The sequence below is a fragment of the Streptomyces sp. NPDC001068 genome (genome assembly GCF_042897315.1).
Lineage (GTDB): Bacteria > Actinomycetota > Actinomycetes > Streptomycetales > Streptomycetaceae > Streptomyces.
In genome coordinates this window covers 40,491-54,293 of record NZ_JBIAYD010000005.1, presented here as the reverse complement: position 1 = coordinate 54,293, position 13,803 = coordinate 40,491, and the positions used below count along the sequence as shown (strand labels likewise).

General features: G+C 72.8%; 12 protein-coding genes. 10 read left to right on the top strand and 2 right to left on the bottom strand.

All coding sequences use genetic code 11. The features are described from left to right. The first annotated feature begins 12 nt into the window (after positions 1-12). From ACFY3I_RS15360 to ACFY3I_RS15335, 6 genes are read left to right on the top strand one after another with little or no spacing between them, the layout of a single operon-like run. The gene (locus ACFY3I_RS15360; RefSeq protein WP_390860947.1) at positions 13-1,485 is read left to right on the top strand and encodes an ATP-binding protein; all 1,473 of its coding nucleotides are present in this window, start codon (positions 13-15) and stop codon (positions 1,483-1,485) included. Next, entirely contained in the window at positions 1,482-1,904 is a 423-nt protein-coding gene (locus tag ACFY3I_RS15355) for a roadblock/LC7 domain-containing protein (protein WP_365294800.1), read from the top strand. The genes ACFY3I_RS15360 and ACFY3I_RS15355 overlap by 4 nt, the downstream gene beginning before the upstream one ends. Beyond that, the gene (locus ACFY3I_RS15350) at positions 1,901-2,263 is read left to right on the top strand and encodes a DUF742 domain-containing protein (RefSeq protein ID WP_365294799.1); all 363 of its coding nucleotides are present in this window, start codon (positions 1,901-1,903) and stop codon (positions 2,261-2,263) included. Before ACFY3I_RS15355 ends, ACFY3I_RS15350 begins: the two co-directional genes overlap by 4 nt. Then, on the top strand, positions 2,235-2,858 hold the full coding sequence (locus ACFY3I_RS15345) for an ATP/GTP-binding protein (protein WP_390860946.1): 624 nt from the start codon (positions 2,235-2,237) through the stop codon (positions 2,856-2,858). The genes ACFY3I_RS15350 and ACFY3I_RS15345 overlap by 29 nt, the downstream gene beginning before the upstream one ends. Then, complete coding sequence (locus ACFY3I_RS15340; protein ID WP_390860945.1) at positions 2,855-4,081, top strand: cytochrome P450; 1,227 nt, start codon at positions 2,855-2,857, stop codon at positions 4,079-4,081. Before ACFY3I_RS15345 ends, ACFY3I_RS15340 begins: the two co-directional genes overlap by 4 nt. Beyond that, the gene (locus tag ACFY3I_RS15335) at positions 4,078-5,310 is read left to right on the top strand and encodes a cytochrome P450 (RefSeq protein ID WP_390860944.1); all 1,233 of its coding nucleotides are present in this window, start codon (positions 4,078-4,080) and stop codon (positions 5,308-5,310) included. Before ACFY3I_RS15340 ends, ACFY3I_RS15335 begins: the two co-directional genes overlap by 4 nt. 136 nt (positions 5,311-5,446) lie before the next feature. Here ACFY3I_RS15335 and ACFY3I_RS15330 read toward each other — a convergent pair whose 3' ends face one another. After that, entirely contained in the window at positions 5,447-6,976 is a 1,530-nt protein-coding gene (locus ACFY3I_RS15330) for a helix-turn-helix domain-containing protein (RefSeq protein ID WP_390860943.1), read from the bottom strand. A gap of 351 nt (positions 6,977-7,327) precedes the next feature. On the opposite strand from ACFY3I_RS15330, the gene ACFY3I_RS15325 reads away from it, so the two are divergent. From ACFY3I_RS15325 to ACFY3I_RS15315, 3 genes are all read left to right on the top strand, one after another. After that, the gene (locus ACFY3I_RS15325; RefSeq protein ID WP_390860942.1) at positions 7,328-7,948 is read left to right on the top strand and encodes an L-threonylcarbamoyladenylate synthase; all 621 of its coding nucleotides are present in this window, start codon (positions 7,328-7,330) and stop codon (positions 7,946-7,948) included. A 112-nt stretch (positions 7,949-8,060) separates the two neighbouring features. Next, on the top strand, positions 8,061-8,816 hold the full coding sequence (locus ACFY3I_RS15320) for a dienelactone hydrolase family protein (protein WP_390860941.1): 756 nt from the start codon (positions 8,061-8,063) through the stop codon (positions 8,814-8,816). Between the two features lie 158 nt (positions 8,817-8,974). Then, complete coding sequence (locus tag ACFY3I_RS15315; RefSeq protein WP_390860939.1) at positions 8,975-10,174, top strand: glycoside hydrolase family 64 protein; 1,200 nt, start codon at positions 8,975-8,977, stop codon at positions 10,172-10,174. A gap of 57 nt (positions 10,175-10,231) precedes the next feature. Here ACFY3I_RS15315 and ACFY3I_RS15310 read toward each other — a convergent pair whose 3' ends face one another. Beyond that, the gene (locus ACFY3I_RS15310) at positions 10,232-12,631 is read right to left on the bottom strand and encodes a M4 family metallopeptidase (protein ID WP_390860938.1); all 2,400 of its coding nucleotides are present in this window, start codon (positions 12,629-12,631) and stop codon (positions 10,232-10,234) included. A gap of 417 nt (positions 12,632-13,048) precedes the next feature. Here ACFY3I_RS15310 and ACFY3I_RS15305 point away from each other — a divergent pair, with 417 nt between their 5' ends. After that, entirely contained in the window at positions 13,049-13,699 is a 651-nt protein-coding gene (locus ACFY3I_RS15305; protein WP_390860937.1) for an NADPH-dependent F420 reductase, read from the top strand. Positions 13,700-13,803 lie beyond the last annotated feature (104 nt).

The window sequence follows — 13,803 nt, the reverse complement described above, 5'->3', positions numbered from 1 at the left end:
TGGAAACGATCCATGATCGAATTACCGGAACTGGTGGCCGGTGGTCTCGCCGCCGGCACGCTCTCCGCGCTCCTCCTCGGTGGCGGCCTGCTCCGGGCCCGGCGCCGGCAGGCGGCACTGCGGGTCGAGGTGACGGAGTTGCGGACCCGACTGGCGGGCGCCGAGGGCGCGTTCGTCGCCGAGGTCGAGCACCTCGCCGCCCGGCGGATGCCCGCGGCGGCCGCGCAGCTCACGCATCCGCACCTCAAGATGCCCGGCCCGGTCGGGCGGCAGACGCCCGGGACCCCCACGGGGATCGCCCTGGAGTACGTGCTCACCGCGCTGCGCGAGGAACTGACCGCACAGCGCACCAGGATCGACGCGGCCGCACAGGCCGGTCTGCGCGGCGCCACCCGGGAGATCCAGGCCGCCCTGTACCGCCTCCAGGACGCCCTGCGCGGGCTCCAGCAGCGCTACGACGAACCCGAGTTGGCACAGACCCTGTTCGCGCTGGACCACGAGAACGAGCAGTCGCTGCGACGGGCACAGGTCGCCGCGGTGGTGTGCGGGGCCTGGGTGGGGCTGGCCCGCGAGGAGTCCCACGTGGTGGACGCGGTGACCGGCGGACAGGCCCGGCTCGCCGGCTACCACCGGGTCACGGTCCACAACCATCTGGAGCCGGGCACCGCCCTGGTGTCGCACGCGGCCGAGCCGGTCGCCATCATCGTCGCCGAACTCCTCGACAACGCACTGCGCCACTCGGCGCCCGACACCGACGTCGTGGTCAACCTGGAGCACGTCCACCACGGTGTCTGCGTGACCGTCGACGACGCGGGTCTCGGCATGACGCAGGACGAACGGGCGCGCGCCCAGCGGCTGGTGGCGGGCGACGACCCGATCCTGCTGACGGACCTGGGCGATCCACCGCGGATGGGCCTGGCCGCGGTCGGCCAGCTCACCCGCCAGTTCGACCTGAACGTCGACCTGTCCTCGCCCTCGCCGTACGGCGGGGTGCGCGCGGTGCTGCGGGTCGACACCCACCTGCTCGCCCGGATCGACCCGGCCCTGCGGCCGCCGTCCGCCAGCGCACCGCGTTCGACACGGGAGCGCACGGCCGTACGCCCGGAACGGGCCCGCCGACCGTCCGCACCCGAGCCGCCGCCGACCGGGCCCCGGACCCCGGCGGCTCCACCGGTACCGGCACCCGCGGCCGAGGCGGCTCCACCGGTTCCGGCGCCCGCCGAGGCCGGCACCGGAGCCGAGCACGAGCGCGCCCCCGGGCAGCAGGACTCCGGCGGCCTCGGCGGTCTGCCGCAACGGCGGCGCCGTACCCGTCCCGAAGCCCCCGAGGAACCGCCGCGGCGGCCGGCCGACGCCCGGCGCCCCGCGGAGGCGGCCGCCGCGCTCGCCGCCCTGCAGTACGGCACCGCGGCCGCACGGGCCCCCAAGCGGGCCGACACCCCCGATCCCCAACGGACCGACGACGAAGGAGGAACGGCCAGATGACCAGCCGCGACGCGGGCGAGACGGCATGGGTGCTGGATCCGATCCTGCAGGTACCGCATGTCCTGGCCGCCGTCCTGCTCACCCGGGACGGCCTCGTGACGGGACACACCGACGCCCTGTCCCAGGCGACCGCCGAACGGGTGGCCGCGATCACCAGTACCGTGCAGGGCGCCTGCCGGGCCGCGGCCGCCGCGTTCGCGGACCGGGACCGGGCGGAGGTGCGGCAGGTGGTCGTCGAGTCGGACCACGGGTACGTGCTGATCGTGCCGACCGACCACGGCACCTGCGTGGCGGCCCACGGCGACCCGGAGGTACGCCTGGACCTGCTGGCGCACCGGGTGCACTCGCAGGTGGCCAGGCTCGGCGGGAAGGCGATGGCGGCGGCGCCCAGAGGCTCCGACGGCGGCGCGCCGGCATGACCGGCCGCCGCGGCGGCCGTCCCCTGGTCCCCGCGTACCTCTCGACCGGCGGACTGGCCCGGCCCAGCCGTCCGCATCTGGAACGGCTCACGGTGCTCACCCGCGACCCGGCACCGCCGCCCGCCGGTCTGCCCGCGGCCGAACAGGCCCTGCTGGAACTGCTGTCCGGCGGCGCGCTGACGCTGGTGGAGGCGGCGGCGCTGCTGCGGCTGCCGGTCTCCGCCGTCCGGGTGCTGGCCGCCGACCTCGTCGACCGGGACCTGGTCCGGGCCCGCGCGCCGATCCCGCCCGCCGAACGGTTCGACCCCGACCTGCTGAAGAGAGTCGCCGATGGCCTCCGTGCCCTCAAGCACCGGTGAGCTGCCCCGCACGGGCGGCACGCATCTTCCCGACACCGCCCGCGACCTGGTCAAGATCCTGGTCACCGGACCGTTCGGGGTGGGCAAGACGACCCTGATCGACGCGGTCTCGGAGATCCGGCCGCTGCACACCGAGGAACACCTCACCGAGGCCTCCGCCCAGGTCGACGACCTGGCCGGGGCGCGGGAGAAGGAGACGACGACCGTCGCGATCGACTTCGGGCGGGTCGGTCTGGCCGGCGGCATCGTGCTCTACCTGTTCGGGACGCCGGGGCAGCAGCGGTTCCGGACGCTGTGGGACGACATCTCCTACGGCGCGCTCGGCGCCCTGGTACTGGTGGACAGCCGGCGGATCGACGCCTCCTTCGACGTGCTGGGACTCGTGGAGGAGGCGGGGCTGCCGTACGCGGTCGCCTTCAACGCGTTCCCCGACGCGCCGGGCCACCACTCGGACGAACAGCTGCGCGCCGCCCTGGACCTGGAGCCGGGCACCCCGATGGTGACCTGCGACGCCCGGGACCGGGAGTCCTCGGTCGACGCGCTGCTCGCCCTCGTACAGCATCTGATCGACGACCGGCCGGCGGAGGCCCGATGACCGTGCGGCAGTCCTTCACCGTCTCCGGACAGGTGCGCCTGTGGGAGGACGGCTTCGCCCGCAACCCGCACGGCTACTACGCGGCTCTGCGCGCCCAGGGCCCGGTCGGCTGGGCCGAACTCGCGCCGGGCACGCCGGCGTACGTGGTCACCGAGCGGCGCGCCGCCCTCGACGTGCTGCGGGACGTGGAGACCTTCTCGCACGACCCGCGGGACTGGGAGGCCACCGTCCCCGGGGACTCCCCGCTGCTCGGCATGATGCGCTGGCGGCCCAACGCGCTGTTCGCCGACGCCGACCCCCACATCCGCTACCGGACCAGCCTCATCGACGTGTTCGACCTGATCGAACCGCACGACCTGCGCGCGCTGGTGCACCGGGCGGTACGGCTGCTGGTGGACCGGTTCGGGCCGCGCGGCGAGGCCGATCTCGTCACCGACTTCACCCGGCCGCTGATGGCGCTGGTCTTCAACAACCTCTTCGGGCTGCCGGACAGCCAGGGCGACCGGCTGAACGAGGGTCTCCTGAAGATGATGGAGGGCGGCGCGCAGGCGGCCCGGGGCGAGGAGGAGTACGCCGGGTACGTGCTGCGGCTGGTCGCCGCCAAGGTCGCCGAGCGCGGCGAGGACCTGCCGAGCATGCTCCTGGACCATCCCGCCGGGCTGACTCCCGAGGAGGTCACCTGGCAGGTGTTCCTCACCCTCGGCGCGGGCTACGAGCCGACCACCAACCTGGTGTCCAACGCGCTGTCCCGGATCCTCGGCAACGCCGCCTACTACTCGACGCTGACCAGCGGCGCCCGCCCGGTCATGGACGCGGTGGTGGAGGTGCTGCACCACGAGACCCCGCTGGCCAACTACGGGATCTACTACGCCCGTCGGCCCGTCTCGCTGCACGGGACCCGGGTCAGGCCGGCGATCCCGGTCGTCGTCTCCTTCGGTGCCCTCGGGCTGTTCGCCGAACGCGAGGTCACCGGTGGACGGCGGGCCGGGGACGCCTCACACCTGTCGTGGGGCGCGGGCCCGCACGCCTGCCCGGTCCGGCACCACGCGCTGCTCGTGGCGACCGAGGCGATCGAGCGGCTCACCCTGTGGCTGCCCGACCTCGACCCGGTGCTGCCCCGCGAGCGGCTCAGCTGGCGGCCCGGCCCCTTCCACCGCTCGCTGACGTCGTTGCCCGTCCGCTTCAGCCCCCGCTCCCCCGACCAGCCCGGAGAGTCGCCGTGACCGTCACCGACCGCATCGCTCTCGACCCGTTCGGCTCCGACATCCCCGCGGAGAGCGCACGGTTGCGCGCCCTCGGCCCCCTGGTCCCCGTCGAACTGCCCGGCGGCATACCGGCGTGGGCTCCCACCGGCTACGACGTCCTCAGGGAACTGATCCTCGACCCGCGGGTCAGCAAGGACCCGCGCAGGCACTGGCGGTTGTGGCCGGAGATCGGCGAACACCCCTCCTGGGGCTGGCTGCTGGGCTGGGTCGGCGTGGTCAACATGCTCTCCGCCTACGGTTCCGACCACACCCGGCTGCGCAGGCTGGTGGCGCCGAGCTTCACGCACCGGCGCACCGAGGCGATGCTGCCCCGGGTCGCGGCCATCACCGGGGAACTGCTGGACGCGGTGGCGGCCGCGGGCGCCGACGGCTCGGTCGTGGACCTGCGGGCCGAGCTGGCCCATCCGCTGCCGATGCGGATGATCTGCGAACTGTTCGGTGTGCCCGACGGGTTGCGGGACGACACCGGTGAGCTGATCGCGGCCATCATGGACACCTCCGACCCCACCCCGGAGCACGCGGCGTTCGTGCAGGAGCGGATCGGCACGGTCCTCGGCGGTCTGATCACGTACAAGGCCACGCATCCGGGCGACGACATGACCACGGAGCTGATCCGGGTCCGCGACGAGGACGGCGACCGGCTCGGCGAGGAGGAACTCCTCTGCACGCTGCTGCTCGTGATCGGCGCGGGTTTCGAGACCACGGTCAACCTGATCGGCAACGCGGTGGTGGCGCTGCTGTCCCGTCCGGCACAGCTGGCGGCGGTGCGGGCCGGCGCGGTGGGCTGGGACGCGGTGGTCGACGAGACGCTGCGGGTGCACCCGTCGATCGCCGCGCTGCCGCTGCGGTTCGCGGTGACCGACCTGAAGGTGGCCGGCGTCGTCGTGCCGGCCGGGGACGCGATCATCACGACGTACGCGGCGGCGGGGCTGGATCCGGCGCACTACGGTTCGGACGCGGACGTGTTCGACGCGGCGCGCGGGGCCGGGGACCATCTCTCCTTCGGGCTCGGCGTGCACCGTTGCATCGGCGCGCCACTGGCCCGGGCGGAGGCGCTCGCCGCGCTGCCCGCCCTGTTCGACCGCTTCCCGGGACTGCGGCTGGCCGTGGCGGCAAAGGAGCTGCGGCAGGTGCCGTCGTTCATCGCCTTCGGCTGGCAGCGGATCCCGGTACGCCTGTGGCCGTGAACCCCGGGCCGCGGGCGAGAGGTCGCGGGGGCCGCGACCGGTCCCCCGTTCCGGTCGTGCCCCCGCGGGAGGTGAACTTACGTGCGGATCGGGCCGTTGGGTATCGCGGCGGTGCCCGGTCGGACATCCGGAGGACTCACCCGTGCACAGCCGAGTCCGGTTGGCCCGGATTCGCCCGCAGCAGGACGGGGGCGGTGAGGTCACCGAGGGCGAGGTGGGCCAGCACGACCTCGTACAGGTCCGTGCCGGCGGCCAGCAGTTGACGCTCCAGCACGGGCTCGGCACCCCGGACGTGGTCCCGGACGGTCTGGGCGTGCACGCCCAGGTCCTGGGCGGCGCGTTCGGCGTTGCCGCCGGCGGCGATCCAGGCCCGCAGGGTACCGCGCACGTCGCGGCCGTCGCGGGGCAGCCGGTCCAGCAGGTCGTGTGCCCAGGCGCGCAGCCCGGGTCCGGCCAGCAGGTCTCCGAGGCGTGCGCCGGCGAGCTGCGCCCGGCCGCCGAGTTCCTCCGTCCGGGACGCCTCGGTGTTCAGGGCGAGATGGGCGGTGGCGCGGACGGCCAGGTCGGAGAAGTCGGCGTCCAGCAGGGCCTCGACGCGGTCCATCCGGGCGCGGACGGTGTTGCGGCTGACGCCGAGGACCTTGGCCGCGCTGACGGCGGTGAACTCCAGGCCGAGGCGGGTGGTGGCGAGGAGTTCCGCGCGGGTGTGGTGGGGCAGGACGTCCAGCGGGCGGAGCACGGCGGCGGACCAGGCGTGCAGCGCGGCCGGGTCCATCAGCCGCTCCGGGTGGGTGCGTTCGGCGTAGACGGCGGCCTGGTCGGGACGGAAGTGGGCGACGGCCAGAGCGCTGATGGCCTGGCCGTAGGCGGTCGCGGTGCGGGCGAGGCTCTGCCGGACGCTGCCGCCGAGGAAGGTGCCGGGGCGACCGTCGACCAGCGAGCGCAGCCACTGCCCCGCCGTGGGCGCGGGGCTGACGACGATGACATGGCCGTCGACCGCGGGACAGCGCACCACCAGGGCCTGGCCGCGGGTGATGTCGAGGCAGTCCTCGGCGAGGCCGTCGCGCTCCGCCGGGTTCCCCTCGACGACGAACACCCGGGCGCTGTCGGTGTCGAGGAGGCCGGGCCACAGCCCGGCTGCGACCCGGCGGGCGGAGACGGTGTCCTCGACCATCAGCAGTTGCAGGATGGCCAGGCGCAGGTCGGCGGTGGCCTGCCGGAGGCGGCGCGAGGCGTTCGTCGACTCGCGTTCGCGCAGCAGGAGTTCGACCACGCCGGCGGTGTGCGTGACGATCTCGGCGGCACGCCGGTCGAACGGCGCGGCGCGGGCCACGGCGAGCATCGCGGTGGCCGCCGGGCGCGGGCTCGGGGCGTGCACGGAGACCAGACGCAGGTGCCGGTCGCCGTCCTGCACGGCGGCCGCGGAGATCCGGCCGGCGGCCACCTGGGCGACGAGCCCGTCGTCGAGGGGCAGGCGTTCCCCGGCGAGCACGGTGCCGTCGGCGTCCTGGAGGCAGACCGTGGCCTGGACGGCGTCGGCGAGCCAGGCGACCACGCGGCGCGGGTCGCGGGCGCCGGGGCGCAGGTGGTCGAGGAGTTGCTGCGCCCAGACGTCGTCGGTCCGGGGTCTCGGGGTGTGCGGGCCATCGTCTGCCCGGCCAGCCATCTCGCCCAGCTCCTCGTCCGTAGCGTCGACCTCGGCCTGTGGACGTTACCCGATGGACCTGGGCAGGTCCCGACCGCCCGGTACAACTTCGCCGGCGGCCCTCGGGGGAAGGACCGCCGGCGAAGAACGCCTCACCCGGGGCCGGGGGGAGGGCCCTCGGGCGGCTGACAGTCGGGTTCCCCGGATTCCCACGGGCATGCACACCAGTTTTCCCGAGGCCCGCGACCGGTCCGGCGAGGCCCCCGCCCGGCCTGCCGGGAACCCGCCACCGCTGCCGCGGGGAGCGGCCGTCGGGGCCCGTTGCGCCGAGCCCGCGCGGCCGTCCGCGCCCGTACGGCATAAGCTCGGTGAATGGCGAAGTACTTCGACGTGCACCCTGACAACCCGCAGCCCCGCAGCATCTCCCAGATCACCGACGCGGTGCGTTCGGGGGCGCTCATCGCATACCCGACCGACTCCTGCTACGCGCTGGGCTGTCAGCTGGGCAGCCGGGACGGCATCGACCGGATCCGCTCCATCCGGCACCTGGACGACCGGCACCACTTCACCCTGATGTGCCGCGACTTCGCCCAGCTGGGCCAGTTCGTGCGCGTCGACAACGACGTGTTCCGGGCCGTGAAGGCGTCGACCCCCGGCAGCTACACCTTCATCCTCCCGGCGACCCGTGAGGTGCCGCGCAAGCTGCTGCACCCCAAGAAGAAGACCGTCGGGGTACGCATCCCGGACCATGTGGTGACCCAGGCACTGCTGGCGGAGCTGGGCGAGCCGCTGCTGTCCAGCACCCTGCTGCTGCCGGACGAGAAGGAGCCGCTCACCCAGGGCTGGGAGATCAAGGACCGCCTCGACCACCAGGTGGACGCCGTGGTCGACTCCGGGGAGTGCGGCACCGAGCCGACCACGGTCATCGACTTCTCCGACGGCGAGGCGGTGATCGTGCGGCGGGGCGCGGGAGACACCTCGCGCTTCGAGTGACGGCCGGGTCCCCGCGGAACCCTCCTCTCACCTTCGCGTGCCACGATGATCGTGACATGCCGCGCCGGGCCCCCTCCGACCCGACGCCGACTCCACAGAGAGGCACTGCGCCATGACCGCCGTACAGGGATCCGACGTGGACATCACCACCGAGGACGGCGTCGCCGACGCCTACCTGGCCCACCCCGCCGACGGCCTCCCCCACCCGGGTGTGCTCTTCTACCAGGACGCCTACGGCATCCGTCCGCACCTGAAGGCGATGGCGGACCGGCTCGCCGGCGAGGGCTACACGGTGCTGCTCCCGAACGTCTTCCACCGCAGTGGCCGCACGCCGGTCGTCGACCTCCCCGAGTTCATCGACCCGTCCCAGGACCCGACGATCTGGCAGCGCATCATGCCGGTCATGTCGTCGCTGACGCCCGCGCTCAGCGACCGGGACTCGGCCGCCTACCTGGACTGGTTCGAGAAGAGCCCGCTGGTGGCGGACGGGCCGGTGGCGATCACCGGTTACTGCCTGGGCGCCCGGCTGGCCGTGCGGACCGCGGCCGCGTTCCCGGACCGGGTCGCGGCCGCGGGCGGCTTCCACGGCGGCCGGCTGGTCACCGAGGACGCGGACAGCCCGCACCTGCTGGCCGACCGGATCACGGCGGAGCTCTACTTCGGCTTCGCGGACCAGGACCAGTCGATGACCGAGGAGCAGATCCGCACCTTCGAGGCCGCGCTCACCGCCGCCGGTGTCCGCAACACCTGCGAGGTCTACCCGGGCGCCGAGCACGGTTACACCCAGGCCGACACGCCCGCGTACTCCGCCGAGGCCGCCGAGCGGCACTGGGACGCGCTGCTGGGGCTGCTGAAGCGCACCTTCTGATCCGGGCTCGTTCCGGGGGTCCGGGGGCCCGTTCACCGGCGGGCCCCCGATTCCGTCCCACTCATTGACATGAACGCGCCCCAACGGCAACCTGAGAGCGCTCTCAAGCTGGTACGGACCAATATCCGTACGACCCCGACCCCACACGGAGGTGGAGAGTGCGCACAGGACTCGCACGCCGGACGCTGCCCCTGACGGCCGCCGCGGCGCTGATCGGCGGGGCGCTCACGCTGGGCGCCCCCCAGCCGGCCCACGCGGCGGTGCCGGACACCATCCCCCTCAAGATCACCAACAACTCCGGCCGCGGCGACCGGGTGTACGTCTACGACCTCGGCACCCAGCTCTCCACCGGCCGCCAGGGCTGGGCCGACGCGAACGGCACCTTCCACGCCTGGCCGGCCGGCGGCAACCCGCCGACGCCCGCGCCGGACGCCTCGATCGCGGGCCCGGCGGCCGGACAGTCGGCGACGATCCGGATCCCCAAGTTCTCCGGCCGGATCTACTTCTCCTACGGCCAGAAGCTCGACTTCCGGCTGACCACCGGCGGCCTGGTGCAGCCCGCCGTGCAGAACCCGAGCGACCCCAACCGCAACATCCTCTTCAACTGGTCCGAGTACACGCTCAACGACGCGGGCCTGTGGATCAACAGCACCCAGGTCGACATGTTCTCGGCGCCGTACGCGGTCGGGGTGCAGCGCTCCGACGGCTCGGTGGCCACCACCGGGCACCTCAGGTCCGGCGGCTACAACGGGGTCTTCAACGCGCTGCGCGGACAGTCGGGCGGCTGGGCGAACCTGGTGCAGACCCGGTCGGACGGCACCGTGCTCCGCGCGCTCTCCCCGCTGTACGGCGTGGAGACCGGGGCGCTGCCCGCCAGCGTCCTGAGCGACTACGTCAACCGGGTCTGGACGAAGTACGCGTCCACGACCCTGACCGTGACGCCGTTCGCCGACCAGCCGAACACCAGGTACTTCGGCCGGGTCTCGGGCAACGTCATGAACTTCACCAACTCCGCGGGAGCGGTGGTGACCAGCTTCCAGAAGCCCGACTCGGGCAGCGTCTTCGGCTGCCACAACCTGCTGGACGCGCCCAACGACCAGGTGCGCGGCCCGATCTCGCGCACCCTGTGCGCGGGCTTCAACCGGTCCACGCTGCTCACCAGCGCGAACCAGCCGGACACCAACCCGGCCGACTTCTACAAGGACGCGGTGACCAACCAGTACGCGCGCGCCGTGCACGCGCAGATGGCCGACGGCAAGGCCTACGCCTTCGCCTTCGACGACGTCGGCAACCAGGAGTCGCTGGTCAACGACGGCAGCCCGCAGCAGGCGTACCTCACCCTGGACCCGCTGAGCTGACCCACGCGAGCGGCCCGTACCCGGAGTCCGGGTACGGGCCGCTCAACTTACGGTGTCTCAGCCGGTCGTCACGGCGGTGTCGTCGACGACGAAGCTGGTCTGCAGCGAGGAGTCCTCGACGCCGGAGAACTTCAGCGTCACGGTGCTGCCCGCGAAGGAGCCGAGGCTGAAGGACTTCTGCACGTACCCGGTGGCCTTGTTGAGGTTGGAGTAGGTGGCCAGGGTGGTCGAACCGGCGGTGACCGTCAGCTTGTCGTAGGCGGTGCTGCTGGTGGTCTCGGCGGTGTCGATGTGCAGGTAGAACGTGAACGTGGTGCTGGTGCAGCCGCTCGGGATCGTCACCGACTGGGACAGCGTGTCGGTGTGGGTCGATCCGTAGCCGTCCAGCCACGCCTTGTACGAGCCCGCGTGGGCCGCCTCACCGGTGTCGGTGGTGATGACCCCGCTGGTGGCGGTCCAGGTGGTGTTGCCGGACTCGAAGCCCGCGTTGCCGAGGAGCTGGGTTGCGGTGCAGGTGCCGCCGCCACCGGAACCGACGGTCCAGGTGAAGGAAGCGGTGCCGGTGGCGCCGGTGGAGTCGGTCACCGTGACGGTCGTGCTGTAGGTACCGGCCGTCGTCGGGGTGCCGGTGACGGCGCCGGTGGAGCCGTTGATCGACAGGCCGGCGGGCAGTCCGGTCGCCGCGTAGCTCAGCGAGCCGCTGTTGGTGCTGCTGGCCGAGATCTGCAGGCTGACCGCGGTGCCCACGGTCGAGGACTGGCTGCCCGGGTTGGTGACCGTGACACCCGAGGTCGGCGGGGTGACGTGGCTGCCGACGTTGATGCCCGCGAAGGCGTTGGCCACGCCCGCGTACTGGGCGGAGCTCGCGCCGTACAGCGCGGTCGCGGCGTTGAGCGCGGCGGTCCTGGCGGCCGCGTAGTTGGTGCTGGACGTCATGTACGTCGTCAGCGCCTTGTACCAGATCTGCAGCGCCGCGGCCCGGCCGATGCCGGCGACGGCCACGCCGTCGGAGGTGGTGCTGTTGTAGGTGACGCCGTTGATGGTCTTGGTGCCGCTGCCCTCGGAGAGCAGGTAGAACATGTGGTTCGCGGGGCCCGACGAGTAGTGCACGTCGAGGTTGCCGACACCGGAGTACCAGCTGTCCGCCGAACCGCCGTCCTTGCTGGGCTTGTCCATGTAGCGCAGCGGCGTGCCGTCGCCGTTGATGTTGATCTTCTCGCCGATGAGGTAGTCACCGACGTCGGAGGAGTTGTTGGCGTAGAACTCCACGCCGGTGCCGAAGATGTCGGAGGTCGCCTCGTTCAACCCACCCGACTCACCCGTGTAGTTGAGGCCCGCGGTGTTGGAGGTGACGCCGTGGCTCATCTCGTGGCCGGCCACGTCCAGCGAGGTGAGGGCGTGGGTGTTGCCGGAGCCGTCGCCGTAGGTCATGCAGAAGCAGGAGTCGTCCCAGAACGCGTTGACGTAGCCGCTGCTGTAGTGGACCCGGGAGTAGGCCGCGACGCCGTTGTTCTTGATGCCGCTGCGGCCGAAGGTGTTCTTGTAGAAGTCCCAGGTCTCCTGGGCGCCGTAGGCCGCGTCGGCGCCGGCGGTCTGGGTGTTGGAGCCGGCTCCGGTGCCCCAGACGTCGTCGGCGTCGGTCATCAGGGTGCCGGTGCCCGACGTGCCGTTGTTGAGGCTGTACGTCTTGTGGCCGCCGCGCGTGGTGTCGTACAGCTGGTACGTCGAACCCGACAGGGTCGTGTTCAGCGTGACCGTGCCGCTGTACTGGGTGTTGCCGGTGCCGGACTTGACCGCCTGGTAGCGGTACAGCTCCTTGCCGGTGGTGGCGTCCGTGACGACGTGCAGCTGGCTCGGGGTACCGTCGTCCTGGAAGCCGCCGACCACGGTCTCCCAGGCGAGCTTCGGGGTGCCGTTGCCGGCCCAGATCACCTTGCGCGCGCTGTCGGCGGCCGGCTTCTCGGCGGCCAGCGACTTGGCGGTCTTGAGCGCCGAGGCCTGGGCGGCGGACCTGGCGACCGCCGGGGTGGTGGAGGCCACCTTGATGGCGTGCTGGTTGTTGAAGGTGGTGCTGACCGTGCCGGCCGCCAGGGACGCGGGCGGGGTGTGCACGACCAGGTCGCCGCCGAGGACCGGCAGACCGGCGTAGGTGCGCTCGTAACGGGTGTGCAGGGTACCGTCGTTGTCCTTGACGACGTCCTTGACGACCAGCTTCTCCTTGGCGCCGAGGCCGATCGTGCGGGCGGTCGCGGTGGTCTGCTGCTGGGCGCTCTTCATCAGCGCCGTGTGCTGGGCCGGGCTGAGTTCGGCCTCCAGGCCGCCGGTGCGGAGGGGGCTGGGGTGGGGGGCGGCGGGCCTGGCGTTCGCCGGGACCGACTGGATGCCGACGGCGAACAACGCCACGGTGGAGACCAGGGCGGCTCCGACCGTGGCGCGTCTGTGGGGAAGACGTCTCACTCGAACTCCTCCTGCTGCGGCCGCCGGGTCGCGGCCGGTGACAGACCGGGCAGACGGGGGTGTGCTGTCCGGGACGAGCTGAGCTGTGCGGGGACCGGGATCGGCGGGACCGGCGTACGGGGTCCGTGATCCGTGGGCACGCCGTGGAGAAAGCGTGTGCTGAGCGAGGATTCCAGCTTTGACCCGCGCATGTCATTCACGTCGAGGTCAATCGAGGGTTTTCCCTATGCTCCATGGGGCGGTTGATGTCCGGCGGGGCTCACGGGGACGGCACGCGCACCGTGTACACGCCCACCCGGTACCCGGACCGGCCGGCACCCGGCGCGGTGCGCCCCGACGACCAGCCCGAGCCGGGACCGGTCGACCGATTTATCATGTTTATTCGGACTGTGGCTCCCCCCTGGAAAGGGGTCACCCATGAAGGTCTTCATCGTCGGCACGGGGAACATGGCGGGCGGTATCGCGACCCGGGCGCTGGCGGGCGGGCACACGGTCCGGCTGGTCGGCACCGATCCGGCCAAGGCCGCCACCCTCGCCGACGCCCTGGCCGAGCGCGTCGCCGGCGCCGACGTGGCACCCGCCGTGCCGGACGCGGTGGGGTCGGCGGACGTGGTGGTGCTGGCCGTTCCGTTCGACGCGGCCAGGCAGGTGGTGGTCGAGTACGGGGACCACCTCGTGGGGAAGACCGTCGTCGACATCTCCAATCCGGTGGACTTCGCCACCTTCGACTCCCTCACCGTGCCCGCCGACAGCTCGGGCGCCCAGCGGATCGCGGAGGCGGCCGCGCCGGGCGCCCGGGTGGTGAAGGCCTTCAACACCACGTTCGCGGGCCCGCTGGTCGCGGGCGAGGCGGGCGGCCTGCCGCTGGACGTGTTCATCGCGGGTGACGACCCGGCGGCCCGCGACCAGGTGGCCGAGCTGGCCGCGTCCGGCGGGCTCAACCCGGTGGTGGTCGGCGGACTGCGCCACGCCCGTGAACTGGAGGGCATCCAGCTGCTGCACATGGCGCTGCAGAACCGTCCCGGCGGGCACGGCTGGATGAGCGCGGTCAAGATCGTCGGCCCCTGACCCCCGCCCGCGGCTCCCGCGGGGCGGCCGAAAACCCGGTGACCCGCCCGCAGTGCCTCGCCCCCTCCCCGCAACAGCCGTGACCCTGCGGGGAGTCGCGCTCC